The sequence below is a fragment of the Arcobacter iocasae genome (assembly GCF_042214795.1).
GTDB lineage: Bacteria > Campylobacterota > Campylobacteria > Campylobacterales > Arcobacteraceae > Arcobacter > Arcobacter iocasae.
Genome location: NZ_CP090177.1, coordinates 2122277 through 2140742, shown reverse-complemented (window position 1 = coordinate 2140742; position 18466 = coordinate 2122277). Strand labels below are relative to the sequence as shown.

Here is an 18466-nt window from a genome sequence, read left to right as displayed (position 1 = left end):
TTGTACTATTCGAATATTGATCTATACCATGGTACATTTACTTCTTTTATCTCTTTTGGGTCTACCCAATTTTTACTTACTTTTTCTTCATAAAATTTTGCAGCTTTTGGTTTATCTACTCTTTTATATAAATCTGCAATTTCTTGATCAAATGAAGCTTTAGCCATGGCTAATCTTGCATTTATTGTTCCTACAAGGGGCATATAAGGTGAATTTGGGAACTTTGCTATAAACTCATTTATCTCATTTTGTGTTTGAGTAATTAAGTTTTGTTCTCTAAACTCAGAAGAAAAAGACAAAAAGTTTGCTTTTATTTTTAAATATCTAAAATAATCAATACTTTTACTAACTCCAAATCTTTTAGTATACTCATCAATATAAAAATTTGCTAACTCATATTCTTCTGCATCTATATGTGCATTTACAAGTATTTGTAAGGCAGTTGCTAGTAAAGGTGAATTTTTATGTTCACTCTCCAAAGAAATATAAGCATCATCTGCTCCTTCTAAATCACTAGTTGCTATATCACTAGCAATTTTATTGTACCAGTAAATAGCAGGCTGACCATACTCTTTTGGTCCTTTTTTTGATGAACAAGATATAAGAGTCATTGTAAATCCTGCAATAATTACTAAACTCAAACTCTTCTTTACTACTGTGTTTAAACCAATCATTATTAATATCCTTTTGTAAAAAGAAGTATTTTAACTAATCCAAGCTTAGGAAATATTTGATATAATCTAAAAAACAATATTAAGGTAGAATATGAAAATTACATTAATTGGAAATGGAATGATGGCAAGAGCCTTAGCAAAAGGTTTAGTCGAAAGCCATGAAGTTGAAATTTTAGGAAGAGATGAAGCAAAATTAGCAAAATTAAAAGAAGTTATACCCGAAGTTGAAGTAAAAGTTTTAGATGATATTGAAGATATTACAAATAAAAATATAATTTTTTGTGTTAAACCTTATGCCTTACAAAGCGTAGCAGTAAGACTTGAAGGAAAAGCGAACCTATTTATCTCAATTTTAGCTGGTACAAAGATTGAGAGTCTAAAAAAACACATCTTATCAAAAACTTACATTAGGGTAATGCCAAATGTTGCAGCATCAATTAAAAAATCTATGACTACAATTACAGGGGATAGAGAATCAAAAAATATAGCAATTGAATTGTTTAATTCTATTGGTAAAACTTTATGGGTAAATACAGAAGCACAATTAGATATTGCAACAGCAGTTGCAGGAAGTGGTCCTGCATTTTTAGCTTTAGTTGCAGAAGGTATTGCTGATGGTGCTGTAAAAGCAGGTTTAGAACGAGAATTTAGTACATACTTAGTACAAGGACTTTTTGAAGGAGTTGCTGGTTTATTAGAAAAAAATCATCCTGCTGTTTTAAAAGACTCAGTTACTAGTCCAGGAGGAACAACAATCGCAGGAGTTGCAGCCTTAGAAGAAAAAGGCGTAAGAGATGCCATGATTAAAGCAATTGAAGCAGCTCACGAAAAAGCCGTTGAAATCTCTAAAAAATAGTTTTATTTTTTTAGAAACAATTGTTTCTTTGATAGTTGTATCTATTATCGTAACTATATTTTTTAAATTAAGTTACGATAATAATACAAATAAAAAATTCCAAAGCCTAAATAACATCTCAAATAAACTTAAAAAATCAGACTATTCTAATATGAAAACTTCCCAAGAAGAGATTATCATCTTAGAAAATAGCGTAGAAAAAAAGTTATCAGTTAAAAAAATCACTTCAAGCACAAATGAAATAAAGTTATCAAAATATGAACTTATCAAATAAAAAAGCATTTTCACTTATAGAACTTATTGTTTGCATTTTTATAGTTTCTCTTATTTCTATTTATTCAATATATTTTTATAAAGAGATTTTTGTAAAAAATGAACAAACTTTTCAAGATGAAAAAACGAAACTTGAACTTCTAAATTTTAAATTTTTTTTAGAAAAGAACTTAGGATTTGATAAAATAAAATACCAAAATAAAAATCTTTATTATGATGATTCTTTACTTTTAAAAGATGTAAATAAATATGAATTAACTGTAAATAATAAATATGCTTCGATAAATATTTGTTTAGAAAATAGAATTTGCCAAGAAGTAGTTATTGTAAAATGAAAAAATCTTTTTCCCTACTCATTACTTTAATCCTAATATCAATATTCTCATTTTTTGCAATACTTATTCTTCAAACAAAATCATTATCTATTTCTAATCTTACAAATTCATACTTACAAACTCAAGCAAAACTGCATATGGACTTTTTTAAAAATTATATAAATACACTAGATTTGAAGTCTAATTGCATAGAAAACTTATCTTTTGATGATGATATTTATAAATTAAATGCAATTGTAACATTTGAAAAAGGGTGTTTAAGTACTCTTCCTCAAAGTGTCACTATTGATATTTTTGTAAATGCAAAAACATTAAACAATGAAATAAATCTACATAAACAACTAATAAAAGAGTTATAAAATCACCTCTAAAACTTTTTTTGCTAATTTTAAAGCTTTACTTCTATGTGAAAATTCATTTTTTTCCTCATGAGTTAATTCACCTAAAGTTCTATCATAACCTTTTGGAATAAACATAGGATCATATCCAAAGCCTTCCGTTCCTATCTCTTTTGGAATCACATTACCATACATCCAACCATGTACGGTTGAAACTTCACCTTTGTAGATAATACATATACAAGCTGTATAATAAGCTGGTGTTATTTTTAAGTTCTTTTCTACTAATTTTGAGATTAATTTTGCATTATTTTCTTTATCACTAGCGCCCTCACCTGCGTAACGAGCTGAATAAATTCCAGGTTCATTATTAATTGCAGGAACTGTGATTCCACTATCATCAGAGATTACAATATATTCTTCACTATTTAATTTTTCATATATAGCTTTTGCTTTTATAATCGCATTACCTTTAAAACTATTAGCATCTTCAATTATTTCCATTTCTCCAATTAGCTCTTTAAAAGTATATACCTCTTCATTTGGAAGAAGTTTTTTAAACTCCCCTATTTTTCCTTTGTTTGATGTAGCTAAAACTATTTTCATTACTTTCCTTATTTATGTTAGATTAATATATTTAGTATATAATTTTTTCTTATTTTATCAAACTTCAGGATTATAAATGATTAAATCTATTATGCCATTAAGTGTTATTATTTCACTAAGATTTTTCGGGCTATTTATTGTATTACCAGTTATCTCTGTTTATGCAATGAACTTACAAGGTGCAACAACTACTATTGTTGGAATTATAGTTGGGGGATATGCTCTAACTCAAATGATTTTTCAAGTTCCTTTTGGAATTATGAGTGATAAGCTTGGTAGAAAAGGTACTATTATTGTAGGACTTATTTTATTTGGTTTAGGATCAATAATTTGTTCTGTTTCAAATGATATTTTGACTTTATTACTTGGAAGATTGATGCAAGGTGCAGGAGCTATTGGAGCAGTTGTAACTGCAACTATTAGTGACCTAGTAAAAGAGGAACAACGACCTAAAGCTATGGCTTTAATGGGTGGAAGTATTGCTATGGCATTTGCTGCTGCTATGATTTTAGGACCAACACTTGGTTCATGGTTAGGAGTTCAGTCTTTATTTATTATTACTGCTGTTATTGCTTTTGCTTCAATTTTTGTTTTAATAAAAGCTGTTCCAAATCCTCCAAAGATAACTCACACTTATAATAAAAAAGGTGCTGTAACATCTGTATTATTTAATAAAAACTTATTAAAGATGAATCTTACAAACTTTTTACAAAAAGGTTTTATGACTTTTGCTTTTATGATTATTCCAATGATTTTACTAAAACACTTTGAATGGTCAATGTCAGATTTATGGAAAGTATACATGCCAGCTACAATATTTGGAGTACTTGCCATGGCACCTGCTGCAATATTAGCTGAAAAAAAAGGAAAATTTAAAGAAGTACTTATTGCTGGAATCTTTTTCTTTGCTATTTCATACTTAGTAATTGGAACATCATCTAGTGCTACTGTTTTTGCAATTGGTGTAGTTCTATTTTTCATTGGATTTAATATACATGAACCAATTATGCAATCACTTGCTTCAAAGTATGCAAAAGTACACCAAAGAGGTTTTGTCTTAGGTGTATTTAACTCTTATGGTTATTTTGGAACTTTTATTGGTGGTTTATTAGGTGGAGTATTTTTTGAAAAAGTAAATCTTTTAGATATAGTAATAGCAATAGCAGCTATTTGTATTGCTTGGGCAATTATGATTTTTACACTTCCAAATCCACTGAAAAAACAAACTGCTTATTTAAATTTAGATGATTATGATAAATCAAAGTTTTCAAAATTTGAAAATAGTGATATAATTGATGAATGGTATATAAATGATACAGAAAATCTTTTAATAGTAAAATATGATAAAGATAAAATAAGTGAGGATGAGCTAAAAAGCACTTTAAAATGATATGAGAAAAAAATTAATCATCTCTTTTCTTCTTATTATTACTTTTATAAGCTTTGCCTTTAGTGTAAAGACATTTAATATTTCTCAGGAAAAATTAGATAAATTTACGCAAAAATATGGCGAAAAAGCAAAAATAAGAGTTTTAGTTTGGGATGAGATGGTTGAAAATGCTAAATCAAAAGATATACTACACAAGCTAAAAGATGTAAATGACTTTTTCAATAAAATAAAATATGAAACAGACCAAAGCCATTGGGGCAAAAAAGACTATTGGGCAGCTCCTTTTGAATTTATGGGTACAGGAGCTGGAGATTGTGAAGATTATGCAATTGCTAAATACTTTACCCTAAGAAAGCTAGGTGTTCCTGAAGATAAATTACGAATAACCTATGTAAAGCTACTTCAAAGGGGAACAAAATATGAACAAGCTCACATGGTTTTGACATATTATCATACACCAAGCTCTACACCTGTAGTCTTAGATAATGTAAATAAAATATTAAAATTAGCCAGTAAAAGACCAGACTTAAAACCAGTTTATAGTTTCAATGCCCAAGGATTATGGGAAGCGAAAAATAAAGGTAAAACTTCACAACTTATGGGTAAAAATAATCTAAAATCGTGGAAAGATTTAATGAGTAGAATTTAACAAAGGAAAAATATGTCTTTATCTAAACAACTTTATTTAATAATATCTGTAATATTTTTTGCAATATTTGTAGGTAATTTTATTATTAGTGTCAATAATACAAAAGAGTACTTAGAAATAGAATCAGCAAATAAAGCACAAGATACTGCAACTGCACTTGGGCTAAGTCTTAAATCACTTATTGGTGATAAACATGATCCTGAAATAGAAAGCACTATAAAAGCGATTGCAAATAGAGGGTTTTATAAAGAAATAAGACTTGAAGATGTTGAAATTTCATTTACAAATGATGATTTAATCAAAAATATTGAAGATATTACTATCAATAAATATAGCTCTATTAGCGATGTAAGAATTGACCCAAAATATGGGAAAATAGAAAAAGACACCAATGACTCTTATTTTGAAAATGCTTTAGACTCTCTTGATTCTGTTTCCAATAATGAAGTAGTAGCTAATGATGTTAAAACAAATACTAAATATATTTTTACACCAACAGATGAATATAAAGATGGTGGTAATTTTGAAGTTTCATTTAAAATAAAAATTAATAATAAATTAGTAAATGCCAAATCTCAAATAAATCTAAATAAAATTTTAGTAAAAGAGTATAGAGAAGAAAAATTTGACTATGTACCACAATGGTTTATAAATCTAATTCAATTAAATATGCAAGAAAAATCTAGCGAAATCAGTGATGGTTGGAAAAATGTTGCAACTATTTATATTAGTTCAAATGCAGGTGATGCCTATGCAAAACTATATGAACAAGCAAGAGGAGCTATTATTTATTCTCTTATTGCCTTTTTTATATCTTTAGCTATTTTAGTTTTATTTTTACAACTTATTTTAAAACCTTTAAAAAATATAGAGAAACTAGCAGTAAATATTGCACATGGTAAATTTGGCAAAATAGAAAAACTACCTGTAACAACTGAGATAAAAAATGTAGCAATTGCTATGAATGATATGTCTAGTAAGATTGAAGGAATTATCAAAAAACTTAATGCAAATATTGAAAATGTTACTAAAAAGATTTCTCAAGATGGTCTTACTAAATTAGAGATGAGACAAACATTTGAAACAGATATGAAAAATATGTTTATTTCTAAAACTGATGGCTATGTAATGAGTTTAAAAATCGAATCTTTAGCTGAATTTGCTAAAAATAACTCAAATAGTGCAGTTGACAAATTTATCAAAGACTTTGCAAATATATTACAAAACTCAAATGAATCATTTAACTTTGAAATAAAAGCCTTTAGATTTTTTGGTTCAGAATTTGCTTTAATCGCTAAAAACTGTTCTGAAGATGAAATCAAAAATTTAAGCCAATATCTCAAAGGAAAATTTGATACTTTTTCAAAAGAAACAAATTTAACAAATATCTCAAATATTGGCGTAACTATGTTTAACCAAATAGGAACAATTCCTGAAATGCTAAGTGCTGCAATAGAAGCAAGAGAAAGTGCAAAACAAATTGGTCCAAACGAAGCAGTTATTAGAGATGCAAGTGATTTAGCAAGGGATATGGAATCTTGGAGAGAATTAATATTTGATATTATAGATAACTCAAAATTTAATGTTAGATTTATCAATAGTGAACATATTCTAACAGGAGTAGATGAAGGAAAACTTATCATGCAAGAAGCCTTTACTTCTGCATATGATAAAAATGGAGAACAAATACCAATTGGAACATTTATCTCTATTGCTGAAAAATATGAAAAAGTAGTAGATTTTGATAAAGCAGTTGTAAGTAATGTAATAAAACATATCAAAGAAAATCAAATAGACAATAATGTTTCAATAAATCTATCTCTTGATTCTATTGTTGATTCTAATTTTATTGATTGGCTAATAGTTACCCTACAAAACAACAGTTCAATTGCTAATAAATTAGTATTCTCAATTACAGCATATGGAGTTGCAAAAGATATAGAACACTTTAAAGTTTTTGCAAAAGTTGTAAATCAATATCATGCTAGAATTATTGTAAAAAGATTTGAATCTAAATTTATACCATTAGAGAGTATAAAAGATTTAAATCTTGACTTTATAAGACTTGCAAGAGATTATACAAATGGTATATCTAGTGATTCTGGTAAACATGCCTTTGTTGAGTCTATGCAAGATTTATGTACTTTAGTAAATATAAAAGTAATGGCAGAAAATGTAAAATCAGATGAAGATTTAGAGAAAGTAAAAGAGATAGGATTACACGCAGCAAGTAGATAAAAAAACTTATAATATTAGTAATTATTAATCAAAAATTAATAATTACTATCTATAATTTCATATAAATACTAAACTTAGGCAAAATATGTTTGAAAAAATTTTAAAGTTTTTTGTAGAAAATTCAAGAATAAACTACACTCTTTTTTTCATGATTTTTGCAATTGGAATATGGGCATATAATAAAACTCCAAAAGAAATTTTTCCTACCTTTGAACTTGAAATGATTTCAATAAGTGGCTCTTATACAGGGGCTTCTGTTGACATTCTTGATAAAATGGTTGTAAATGAAATTGAAGATGACCTAAAAAATCTTGATAGTGTTGATACAATAACTACTGTTATTAGTCCTGGTAAATTCTCTATTATATTAGAATTAAAAAAAGGAAAAGATAGATACAATGAATCAGATAAAGTAAAAGATATAATTACCTCTGTAAAAAAAGATCTTCCCTCTGATATGGATGAACCCACTGTTAAAGTAGTGGATAGAACTAGAACACTATTAGATATTTCATTAACCTCTTCTAAATACACTCTTGATCAATTAAAACCTTTAGCTGATGATATTAAAAGTCAGTTAATGACAATAAGTGGTATAAATGAAATCACCATATTTGGAGATTCTGATAAATTTTATGAAATATCACTAGATGATCAAAAAATAGAAGCTCTTGGATTAAATAAAACAGAAATCTTCAATGCAATATCAACACTTTCATATATTTTTCCAATAGGCAAAATAGAAGGAAAAAAACACTACTATATATCAACATACAACGGTGCAAAAGATGCCCAAGAATTTGCAAAAAGTGTTATAAGAATAGGTAATCAAACAGTTTATTTAAGTGATATTGCAACTATAAAAAAGAAATATGAAGACTCTTCAACTCTTTACTCTTTTAATGGCAAAAACGCTCTATCTTTAAAAGTAGAACAAAACGATACAGCAGATGCTTTAGTTATAACAAAAAATATTGAAAAACTTTTACCAAAACTAAATAAACAAAATAAAGATGTAAGTATTATAATAGCAGATGATAATAGTGAAAGAATCCGAGATAGACTAAATATTGTTGTTTCAAATATCATGCTTGGTATTATTTTAATTACAATAATAGTTATGCTTCTAATCAATGCTCGAATGTCATTTATTATTGCCCTTGGGATACCAACTTCATTTGTAATGGCAGCTTTATATATCTATTTATCTGGTTATTCAATAAACATGATTTCTCTTGTTGGAGTTTTGATAGCCATTGGTATAGTTGTTGATGATGCAATTGTTGTAAGTGAAAATATTCAACAATATATTGAAGAAGGATATGCTCCAAAAGAAGCAGCAGTATTAGGGGCAAAAGAGATGGTCGAACCTGTAACCATTGCTTCTATCACAACACTATTTTCATTTTTGCCAATTTTAATGATAAGTGGAACCTTGGGTGAAGTTATGAAACTTATTCCCATAGCCCTTTCTGCATTAGTTGTTGCCTCATTAATAGAATCATTTTTATTCTTACCAATACATGCAGCACATACTCTTAAAAGTGATTCAAAGGTTACTTCTTGGGAAAGAGTAAATGTTCTTTATAATAAAACTCTTCATTTTTTTATGGATTGGAAAAAAACATTTTTAACTATTTTTATTATCCTTGTACCTCTTTGCACTTATCTTATTGCAAAAAACTCAAAGTTTCAGATGTTTCCAAAATTTGATGCTACAGATGTAAAAATAACAATCAAAGCTAACCAAAATACAAAACTTGAAGATGCCTTTAAAATAGTACAAGCTATTGAAAAAGATTTGATAGCTAAAAAAGATGTCTATTATATTAAAAGTATTGATTCAGTTGCCGGATATAGAAGAGATACCGCAAGTAATACAGAAAGGTTCCCTTATGTTATGTATATGACACTGGAACTTCAAAAACCCAAAGAAGCAAACTTTTTGGATAAATATGTAACTCCATATTTGAGTTTTTATTATGATGACAAAAATAGAACAAGAGAATTAAAATCAAAAGAGATAGCAAAACAGTTAAAACAATTCTTGATAAAACAAGATTACAAGTCTAAATATAAACTCTCAGAGATATCAGTTTTAGAAAGAAGAGTAGGCCCTGTAAAATCTGATATTAAAATTGGACTTATTTCAAATGACAATAAAAAGATAATAAAAGCAGTCAATAAACTACAAAATACCCTTCAACACTTAAATGGTATAAAAAATACGACAAATACTCTTAAGTTTGGAATAGATGAAATAAAACTAAAAGTAAATACTTATGGGGAATACCTTGGATTGGATGAGTCAAGTCTTGGTTCATATTTGTCTAATCTTTATCTTTTAAAGAAAAAAGCTGTGAGTTTTGATACAACAGATATGCTTGACATAAAAATCCAAAGCCTAAATAAAGATGATTTTGAAGCATTTAAGAATACTCAAATTCCATTAAGCGATGGTACTTTTGTTAGTTTATATGAAGTAGCAGATTTCAATATCAAAAAAGGCTTTGAGCAACTTATAAAAGAAGATGGAGAAAAGAATTTTTATGTTTATGCAAATGTTGACCCAGAAATTTTAACAGCAAGTGAAGCCTTAGAAAAGATAAAACCTCTTTTAGATAAATTTAAAAATGAGGGTATTAAACTAGTTTTAAAAGGTGAAGCTGAGAAACAAGCAAGCTTAAGAAGTGATATGTTATTTGCTTCTGCATTAACTTTTGTTTTAATTATGTTGTCAATGTTGTACTTATTTAACTCTTTTAGGGAAACTTTTATTTTGATGAGTGTTATCCCTTTCTCTTTATTAGGGGTTCTAATTGGTCATCAAATTATGGGTTTAAATCTTTCTATGCCTTCACTAATTGGAGCTCTTGGATTAGCAGGAGTTGTTATAAATGATGGAATTATTATGATGACATATTTAAAAAAGGCAAAAAATATAGATGAGATTTTTTCTAGAGCAACAAAAAGATTTAGACCAATTTTTATCACAACAATTACAACACTAATAGGTATGAGTTCACTTATATTTTTCCCATCAGGACAAGCAGTTATATTCCAACCCATAGCCATAGGACTTGGCTTTGGGCTTTTATGGGGAACTATTTTAAACCTTATTTATCTACCAGTTTTATTTACGATTACACACAAACTAAGAAAGAGTTTTTAATCCTATAAAAAGATAAAAAGAGATTTTATAGTATTTAAACTCATTTGTGTAGGTTCCGTTCCAAGTCTCTCTAAAGTAGTACCTACTCTAGCTTTCATTTGTAAAATAATATGTTCAAATGATAAATTTGAATATCCAAAAATACTCTCTTCTCCATTTTTAATATAAGCTAGATTTTCAAAATCTTTCCAAGTTGGTTTTAGGCCAGCTTTAACTTTTTTTTCTAATTCTATTTGCCAATTATTTTGCCAAGTTAAAAAGAGATAATTATCACTTAAGTCTTTTTCAACTTTAATTTTCCAAGCTAATATTTGTAAATTTTTGTAAAGCTTTAAAAGCTTCTCTTTATCATATGAAAAAGCAGTTATTTTATAACTACTTGAGATATCATAAGCATCATAAATATTTTTATATAAACCAAGTATCAAAAAATCATTTCTATTTTTTATATCATCTTTACTAAAAGCGATTTGTAAATAACTTTTGTAAGAACCTACTTTATTGTTTTTAAATCTTAAGTTTATATTATCTTCTAAACTATCAATCTCTGTATAAATACTACTTGCTAAATCTTCATCATAAGCTTTTGGATTTCGTTTATCAAGTTTTTCTTTTAAACTAATTACCAATCTAGTGATTTTTTTATAATCATTTTTTATTTCAACTGCATTATTTGATTGAAACATCTCTTGAACATTCTCTTTTTTTATAGAAACACATCCACTAAAAAATGCTACTGTAACTAGGGCTAATACTATGTTTTTTAAGTATGGCAAGCTTTGTCCTTTTTTGTTAATAAATTGAATTCTATTCTAGCATATTGATACATAAAAACTATTTTATTCTATCTTTTAAAGATAATCTAAACTGCACTTTTTATTACTTTAATGTTATAATTTCCAAAAATTATTAAGGAGGTTAATATGCCTATTGTTATTCCTAGAAAACTCCCTGCTGTTAAAATTTTACAAAAAGAGAATATTTTTATCATGAATGATAAAAAAGCTATGAAACAAGATATTCGACCTCTAAAAATTCTAATATTAAATTTGATGCCAAATAAAGTAGAAACAGAAACTCAGTTGTTAAGACTTTTAGGTAATACTCCTCTACAAACAGAGATTACTCTTTTGAAAACTGCAACTTATCAGTCTAAGAATACATCTGAAGATCATTTAGAAAGTTTTTATAAAACCTTTGATGAAATAAAAGAGCACAATTTTGATGGACTAATAATAACAGGTGCTCCAATAGAAACTATGCCTTTTGAAGAAGTTTCTTATTGGGAAGAGTTAACTCAAATCATGGAATACTCAAAGACAAATATAACTTCGACTTTGCATATTTGTTGGGGTTCACAAGCAGGACTTTATTATCACCATGGGATTCCAAAATATGAACAAGATAAAAAGACTTTTGGTGTTTTTGAACATGACTTATTTAATAAAACAAACCCTCTTTTAAGAGGTTTTGATGATGAAGCTTATATTCCACACTCAAGATATACAACTGTTTTAAAAGAAGATATAGACAAAGTAGCTGATTTAGACCTTCTTTTATATTCAGAAGATTCAGGTGTTTGTTTAGTGGCTTCAAAGGATAGGAAACATGTATTTATGAGTGGACATGTGGAGTATGATTTTGATTCTTTACAAAAAGAGTATTTAAGAGATGTAGAAAAAGGACTTGAGATAGATGTGCCTAAAAACTATTTTAAAAATAATGACCCTAAACAAGACCCAAAAGTAAAATGGCGTTCAACTGCTCATTTATTATTTGCTAATTGGTTGAATTATTTTGTTTATCAAGAAACGCCTTTTGAGTTGAAATAGTAAACTATTTCTTCTCATTCATAATTTTTAATTTAAAATTCTTTATCTAATTTTTATCTTTTAATTCATCAAATAAACTAGCTTGTAAATTATTTCTTTGCATTTTTTTTCTTTTATATCCTCTTGTTGTAATTCTATTATCTCCAATACTATCATTTACAACTAATACACTTGACACAGAATAATGAGGTTTATTTATGATTTCACCATCTTCATCAAATTTTGTTGTAATTTGTAGAACACAGAGAATAAAGCTTCCATTTGAAAATTTATATTTTTTATTTAATACATCAGTTTTAAATTTAGTATCACCCATACTAAAACTTATTTCAACTCCTTTATATAAACCTTTCCATTTATATGTCCCCATATTAAGTACTGGAGAAATAATACTTATTTCAGCAACTTCATCTACCTCTATTGTAGTTTTATCCTCTAATATAAAATCTTTAAAATACTTTTTCTCAATTTTTATTTCTTGTTTAGTAGTAAAATTAAAAAAACCTATTTCTCTAATTTTTTCATATCCATTAACTTTTGTGTAAAAGTTCGATACATTTCTTATTACTGTTTTATTCTCATTTATTTTTGATAATTTTTCTTCTATTTCAATTTCTTTTAACTTAGAATCTAATCTTAAATTTTTTATTTGTTCTTCTTTAAATATATGTTCATTGGTAAAATAATATGAAATTAGATTATTAATTGAAGGAGATAAAAAACCTATAGTTGCAACAAAACCTGTAATCAACAAATTTTCTTTTAATCCACCTTCATTATATGCCTCTGTATCAATTGATAATGAATTAATTTCTAACAGTTCAGCAATATTACTTATAGCTTCAAGGAAATCTTTCTCAGCTTTATTCCTAACTAATGCATTCATTGAATGTGAATCATCAATAAAGTAATAATGAATTTGATATTTTGTATTTATCTTAGTTGATTCAACATCTATATCCATATATATATCCTATAAATTTTCAAAACTATTTATTTAATATTCATTTTATATTAAATGTTCTTAAAATTAGAAGATAGTTGTGTATTTAAATTTTTTTTATTTATTTATGAATAAATAGAATAATTCTAAAATTTATATATAAATCTCTCTTGAAGAACAAGTTCTTCGCTTTCTTACTTTTGTATTGACGAAAAGTAAGCAAAAGCAACTACGGCTCGTATAATAAAATTAATGGAGATATAGATAATATATTTTCATGGAGTTTGTTAAATGATATATCGAACTACGGCGAAAGAGATTAAAAAATAATCATCTTGATTTGAAGTCAGATAGTCATATTAAAAGTTTGAGTGGCAACAAGAACAGTAATAATCTAGTTCGAATTTACGAGTCCGAAATATGTATGACAAATCAGGTAGGAGAAATCCTACCCTAACGAACTCTTTATTCTAAAATAAAGGTTCCAGATATGTATTCTATCGGATTAGATATTAGTAAGTCAACAATCAATGTGTATGTTCCATATAATGATTTAGATTTGGTTATTGAGAATAATATAAAATCATTAAAAAGTTTGTATTCTAAGTTAAAGAAACAATATAAAAAAGATATCGATAAATTAGTATTTGTTTATGAACCAACAGGGAATTATTCTTCTGTTATAAAAAAGTTTGCAGCAAATAAAAATATTAAATGCTTTATTGTAAATCCTAAACAAAGTTCAAATTTTAGTAAAGCAATAGGACAAAGAAATAAGAATGATGTAAATGATGCCCGAATGTTATCTCAAATGATAGTAACTGCCTCAAAAGAACAAATTAAAGTACCAGTAATAAGACAAGAAATAGAAGAGATAAAAGAGTTAATAACTTACTATCAATTTTTAATTAAACAAAAATCACAAAATAAAAATCATTTGGAATCTTTAATTGCAAAAGATGGTATAAGTAAATTAATACAAAGAATAAAAAAAGAGATAAAGCTTTTAGAACAAAAAGAAAAAGAGATACTGCTTGAAATAAAAAAAGTAATAGCAAAAGATGAAAAACTTCAAGAAGCATTTATTAATATACAAAGTATAAAAAGTGTAGGAGAAGTATCAGCAATAGTATTATTGCATCATTTTATACAATATTCTAATGCAAACCAAAAAGAGATAATATCCCTAGCAGGATTAGATCCAATAGAAAAAACATCTGGAACATCAATAAAAGGTAAAACAAGAATATCAAAAGCTGGTTCAAAACTATGTAGAAGTGTATTATTTATGGCAAGTCTAAATGCAACACAATATAATGAAGAATTAAAAAGGTTTTATAATAGATTAAAAGAGAATGGTAAACATACCACTGTAGCACAAATAGCAGTTATGAGAAAAATAGTAGTAATCGCACATAGTATTTATAAAAATAACGAAAAATATGATGAAGAAAGATATAAAAGATATTTATGAAAATTCTAATATTTTTATTGGTTTTTAAGGTGGCAACTTCGAAGCCAAAGGTTCCCTCATTTATTATTTTTATCTTCTCTGCTTGGCAAAACTCGTTTATTAAAACTTCCATTTAGGAACTTTTAAACACTCAAACAGTTGCCAATCTTATTTAGAAAAGAGAAAAATAAACATTCGGCTCCTGCAGATGTAGAAATATTCTTTGTTTATTGTATATAAGTTTATAAATTCATAGTTAGAACTACAGAGGATTCTTTCTGCCTTTGATGAAGCTAAGATTTTAGGCTTTATTTTCGGTGAAAAGTGAGAATATGTCTGAGCGTAAAGAAAGAGTGCTAAATGCACTCTTTTAGCGAGTCTTCGAACGCAGAAAAAAAGACTGAAAGCTTAGGTAGCTTTGCCTTCATCAACTCGGCAGTCTTTTTTGCTTACTTTTTCGAGACCAAAAAGTAAGAAATGCGAAGACCTTCAGGTGTTCATGAGAAAATATAAAATTAATCCTTAAGAACACTCTCATCAATATTATCAATCAATACAGGTACAACAAAAATTGATGCAATTACTGCTGCTATTGTTCCAAAGATTAAAGATACACCAAGACCTCCAAAAACTGCGTCATTTGCTAATAATAATGAAGCTAAAATAATCGAGGCAGCGGTTAGAATAATTGGTTTTGCTCTAATAGCTGCAGATGTTGCTATAGCTTCTTTTTTTTCTGTTCCACTTGCAACTAAATGTTTTGTAAAGTCTATTAATAAAAGTGCATTTCTTGAACTAATACCAATTAGCGCTATAAACCCTATAAGTGAAGTTGCTGTTAAAAAGAAAGTGTGAGTTGTAACTATGTCTACAAATAGATGTCCAAAGATTACACCAATGATTGATAAAAAGCTTGATAACAATACAATTCCACTTAAGGCAAAGTTTTTATAATAAACAACCATAAGTAAAAATATAAGAACAAGTGCTGCTATAAAAGCCCCACCTAAATCTCTAAAAGTATCTAGTGTAACTTTTAATTCTCCATCCCAAACAAGCTTTAATTTTTCGCCTGTCTTTTTATCTGTAAGCCAAAGATTTAGCATATTTGCACTAGTAACTTCATAATCATCAGCAAAATTCTCTTTTATGAAAGTTCTAGCATCAAGTAGTGGGTAAATTTGAGATACCATATCTGTCTCTGCCACTACATTTAACATCGGTTTTAAATCTTTTGAATATATTGTTTTTTCATTTTTCATTTTTTTTACTTTTACAATACTTACTAAAGGCACTAAATTACCATTTGAACTTTTTACTTTTAGAGATGATAAGGCATTTTCAACATCAAAATCTCTTTGTTTTGTTCTAACAAACAAGTCAATCTGAGTAGAGTATTTTGATGAATTTTTAGTATTGATAACTTTACCATTAAATGCTATTTCAAGTAAATCTGTTACACTATTTACTGTTATTCCAAGTCTTTTTATTTTTTCATAATCAAGGATATACTCATACTTTTCATAATCATCATCACCAATAATATCAATATCAACTAAACCATCAGTTTTTTTGAAAACTTTTTCAACTTTTCTTGCAAGTTTTTCTATAGAATTATAATCATCTCCATAAATTTCTGCAACAATTGCCGCTAATACAGGAGGTCCAGCTGGTGGTTCTACCATTTTTATAGTAGCCTTTGAATTGATTTTTTCAACAACTTTATTTATCTCTATTCTTAATCTTTGAGCCATAAGAAATGAAGGTTCTTCTCTATCATGTTTTTTTAATATATTTACAACTATTTCTGCAAAGTTTTCTCCGCTTTTTAATCCACTCATTTTAACAAGTCCAGCAAAATCAAGGGGAGATGAAGTTCCTAAAAATACTTCTGAGTCTAAAACTTCTTTTTCTTTTTGTAATACACCAACAACACCATCAGTTACTTTTTTTGTCTGATAAATCGAACTTCCTGTTGGCAAATCCACATATACTGTAAAAGTATTTGAGTCTTTTCCTGGAAGCATTTTTGCTTTTACTATTTCAAGAGGGATTAAATATACAGAAAATAAAAATGCAAATAGAGTTACCAAAAGCACTATTGTTTTATTTTTTTTATCTTTTATACAAAAATGAACCAGATTTTTAATGCTATTCATTATTTTCCTCTTTTTAATATTTTATTTGCAAAATATGGGGTAAAGATATATGCGATTATAAGTGAAGCAGCCATTGCTACTGGTACATTTAAAGGAATTGGTCTCATAAATTGTCCCATCATTTGTCCTACAAATGCCATAGGTACCATTGTAAGAATAATTGCTATAGTTGCTATATTTGTAGAAGCTCCTATTTCATCAGTTGCTTCAACCATAATCTCTTCATTTGTTTTATTTTTACTATCTTCTTTATGAAAGTGTCTATGAATATTTTCAACAACAACAATAGCATCATCAACTAAAAGTCCAAGGGATAAAAGAAAAGCAAACAGAGTAATTCTATTTATTGTCTGATCACCTAAATATGCTACAAAAAGAGTAATCGCAAAAATAGCAGGAATGGTAAAAGTTACAATCATAGCCTCTTTCCATCCCAGAACAAATACCAATAACAAAATAATGATAATAACTGAAATCAAAAGGTGAAACATAAGTTCAGTTACTGCATCATTTGCTCTCTCACCATCATTTCTTGTAATAGTGTAATTTATTCCCTCTTTTTCAAATTCACTTCTCATTTCAGATAATCTTTCAGTTACTTCATCAGCTATTACAACGGCATTTGAACCTTTTAATTTAGATAGGGTTAGTGTAACTTGTGGATAAAGATTTTTATCTTTTAGATTTATTTCTACTTTTTTATAGTTTTGAAAGTCAACCCCATCACTTATAGTAGCTATATCTTTTAAATATACAATTGTATTACTTGCGGGAATAATTATATTTTGAACATCATTTATAGATTGAAGTACATTTTTTATACTTCCTATTTTAATTTCATTGCCTCTACTTTTCTTTAGTTCAGGAGCGTTAATTACAACCGCGCTAAGGGCTTGGTTTACATCCCTAATTGTTAAATTGTAACGATTGAGTTTATTAGTATCAAGTAAAATATTAAATTGTTTTTTATGTCCACCGATAATATTTGCTTGTGCAATATTTTCTATAGAATTAAATTTTTGTTGTAATTGTTTTACTTTTTCGTATAAGTCTGCTTGGCTTATTTTATTATTCTTAGAATAAAAAGCAATAGAGTAAATAGGAATATCAGTATCAATATCAAGAGGTTTAATCAAAGGTTGACTAGCTCCCCTTGGTAAGATATCTAAGTTTTGCATCATCTTGTCATACATTTTTAGATTTGATTGTTCTTTATCTTCTCCAATAAAAAACATAACATTTATTATTCCAACATCTTGTCTTGCTATTCCTTGAACATGCTCAACACCTAGAACCTCTTTCATCTTTCTCTCAATTGGTTTTACAATAACATTTTCAACTTCTTGGGGTGTTGCACCAGGAAGTGAAACTATAATATTCCCACCAGATACAATCATCTGTGGATTTTCTTCCCTTGGCATAAAAGTAAGTGCTATATATCCTAAAAGTAAAATAAAAACCGCAATCACAGGAGTTAAAGGATTGTGAAGAAAAGTCTTAGAAAGTAGTCCACCAATATTGTGTACTTTTATAGATTTATAATCCATT

The 18466-nt window shown here is 27.5% G+C and carries 16 protein-coding genes; 10 read left to right on the top strand and 6 right to left on the bottom strand.

The window, feature by feature from the left end; all coding sequences use genetic code 11:
- Positions 1-5: 5 nt before the first annotated feature.
- Positions 6-674, bottom strand: a complete 669-nt coding sequence (bamD, locus tag LXN10_RS10735; protein ID WP_375723015.1) for an outer membrane protein assembly factor BamD — start codon at positions 672-674, stop codon at positions 6-8.
- Positions 675-765: 91 nt separating this feature from the next.
- Here bamD and LXN10_RS10730 point away from each other — a divergent pair, with 91 nt between their 5' ends.
- Genes LXN10_RS10730 through LXN10_RS10715 form a run of 4 tightly spaced genes read left to right on the top strand, consistent with a single transcriptional unit; the run spans position 766 to position 2497 of the window.
- Entirely contained in the window at positions 766-1530 is a 765-nt protein-coding gene (locus LXN10_RS10730; protein WP_375723014.1) for a pyrroline-5-carboxylate reductase, read from the top strand.
- Positions 1511-1804 carry a hypothetical protein gene (locus LXN10_RS10725; protein ID WP_375723013.1) on the top strand — a complete coding sequence of 98 codons (294 nt, stop codon included), beginning with the start codon at positions 1511-1513 and terminating at the stop codon, positions 1802-1804. The genes LXN10_RS10730 and LXN10_RS10725 overlap by 20 nt, the downstream gene beginning before the upstream one ends.
- On the top strand, positions 1788-2138 hold the full coding sequence (locus LXN10_RS10720) for a type II secretion system protein (RefSeq protein ID WP_375723012.1): 351 nt from the start codon (positions 1788-1790) through the stop codon (positions 2136-2138). The genes LXN10_RS10725 and LXN10_RS10720 overlap by 17 nt, the downstream gene beginning before the upstream one ends.
- Entirely contained in the window at positions 2135-2497 is a 363-nt protein-coding gene (locus tag LXN10_RS10715) for a hypothetical protein (RefSeq protein ID WP_375723011.1), read from the top strand. The genes LXN10_RS10720 and LXN10_RS10715 overlap by 4 nt, the downstream gene beginning before the upstream one ends.
- Here the strand turns inward: LXN10_RS10715 and rdgB are convergent.
- Positions 2492-3082 carry an RdgB/HAM1 family non-canonical purine NTP pyrophosphatase gene (gene rdgB, locus LXN10_RS10710; protein WP_375723010.1) on the bottom strand — a complete coding sequence of 197 codons (591 nt, stop codon included), beginning with the start codon at positions 3080-3082 and terminating at the stop codon, positions 2492-2494. The two genes, LXN10_RS10715 and rdgB, sit on opposite strands and share 6 nt — an antisense overlap.
- 76 nt (positions 3083-3158) lie before the next feature.
- On the opposite strand from rdgB, the gene LXN10_RS10705 reads away from it, so the two are divergent.
- From LXN10_RS10705 to LXN10_RS10690, 4 genes are all read left to right on the top strand, one after another.
- The gene (locus LXN10_RS10705; protein ID WP_375723009.1) at positions 3159-4472 is read left to right on the top strand and encodes an MFS transporter; all 1314 of its coding nucleotides are present in this window, start codon (positions 3159-3161) and stop codon (positions 4470-4472) included.
- Between the two features lies 1 nt (position 4473).
- Positions 4474-5121: a transglutaminase-like cysteine peptidase gene (locus LXN10_RS10700; protein WP_375723008.1), complete on the top strand. Its 648-nt coding sequence runs from the start codon at positions 4474-4476 to the stop codon at positions 5119-5121.
- Between the two features lie 12 nt (positions 5122-5133).
- Complete coding sequence (locus tag LXN10_RS10695; protein ID WP_375723007.1) at positions 5134-7359, top strand: bifunctional diguanylate cyclase/phosphodiesterase; 2226 nt, start codon at positions 5134-5136, stop codon at positions 7357-7359.
- Positions 7360-7444: 85 nt separating this feature from the next.
- The gene (locus LXN10_RS10690) at positions 7445-10531 is read left to right on the top strand and encodes an efflux RND transporter permease subunit (RefSeq protein WP_375723006.1); all 3087 of its coding nucleotides are present in this window, start codon (positions 7445-7447) and stop codon (positions 10529-10531) included.
- A 2-nt stretch (positions 10532-10533) separates the two neighbouring features.
- Here the strand turns inward: LXN10_RS10690 and LXN10_RS10685 are convergent, their stop codons facing one another.
- Complete coding sequence (locus LXN10_RS10685) at positions 10534-11307, bottom strand: hypothetical protein (protein WP_375723005.1); 774 nt, start codon at positions 11305-11307, stop codon at positions 10534-10536.
- A gap of 147 nt (positions 11308-11454) precedes the next feature.
- Between LXN10_RS10685 and metA the strand changes: the two genes are divergently transcribed.
- Positions 11455-12363, top strand: a complete 909-nt coding sequence (metA, locus tag LXN10_RS10680) for a homoserine O-acetyltransferase MetA (RefSeq protein WP_375723004.1) — start codon at positions 11455-11457, stop codon at positions 12361-12363.
- A 46-nt stretch (positions 12364-12409) separates the two neighbouring features.
- Here metA and LXN10_RS10675 read toward each other — a convergent pair whose 3' ends face one another.
- Entirely contained in the window at positions 12410-13327 is a 918-nt protein-coding gene (locus tag LXN10_RS10675) for a hypothetical protein (RefSeq protein ID WP_375723003.1), read from the bottom strand.
- A gap of 469 nt (positions 13328-13796) precedes the next feature.
- On the opposite strand from LXN10_RS10675, the gene LXN10_RS10670 reads away from it, so the two are divergent.
- Complete coding sequence (locus LXN10_RS10670) at positions 13797-14780, top strand: IS110 family transposase (RefSeq protein ID WP_375723002.1); 984 nt, start codon at positions 13797-13799, stop codon at positions 14778-14780.
- A 494-nt stretch (positions 14781-15274) separates the two neighbouring features.
- Here the strand turns inward: LXN10_RS10670 and LXN10_RS10665 are convergent, their stop codons facing one another.
- Both LXN10_RS10665 and LXN10_RS10660 read right to left on the bottom strand, forming a co-directional pair.
- Positions 15275-16918 carry an efflux RND transporter permease subunit gene (locus LXN10_RS10665; RefSeq protein WP_375723001.1) on the bottom strand — a complete coding sequence of 548 codons (1644 nt, stop codon included), beginning with the start codon at positions 16916-16918 and terminating at the stop codon, positions 15275-15277.
- Positions 16918-18465 (bottom strand): efflux RND transporter permease subunit, encoded by a 1548-nt coding sequence (locus LXN10_RS10660; RefSeq protein ID WP_375723000.1) that lies wholly within the window; start codon positions 18463-18465, stop codon positions 16918-16920. The genes LXN10_RS10665 and LXN10_RS10660 overlap by 1 nt, the downstream gene beginning before the upstream one ends.
- Position 18466: the final 1 nt, after the last annotated feature.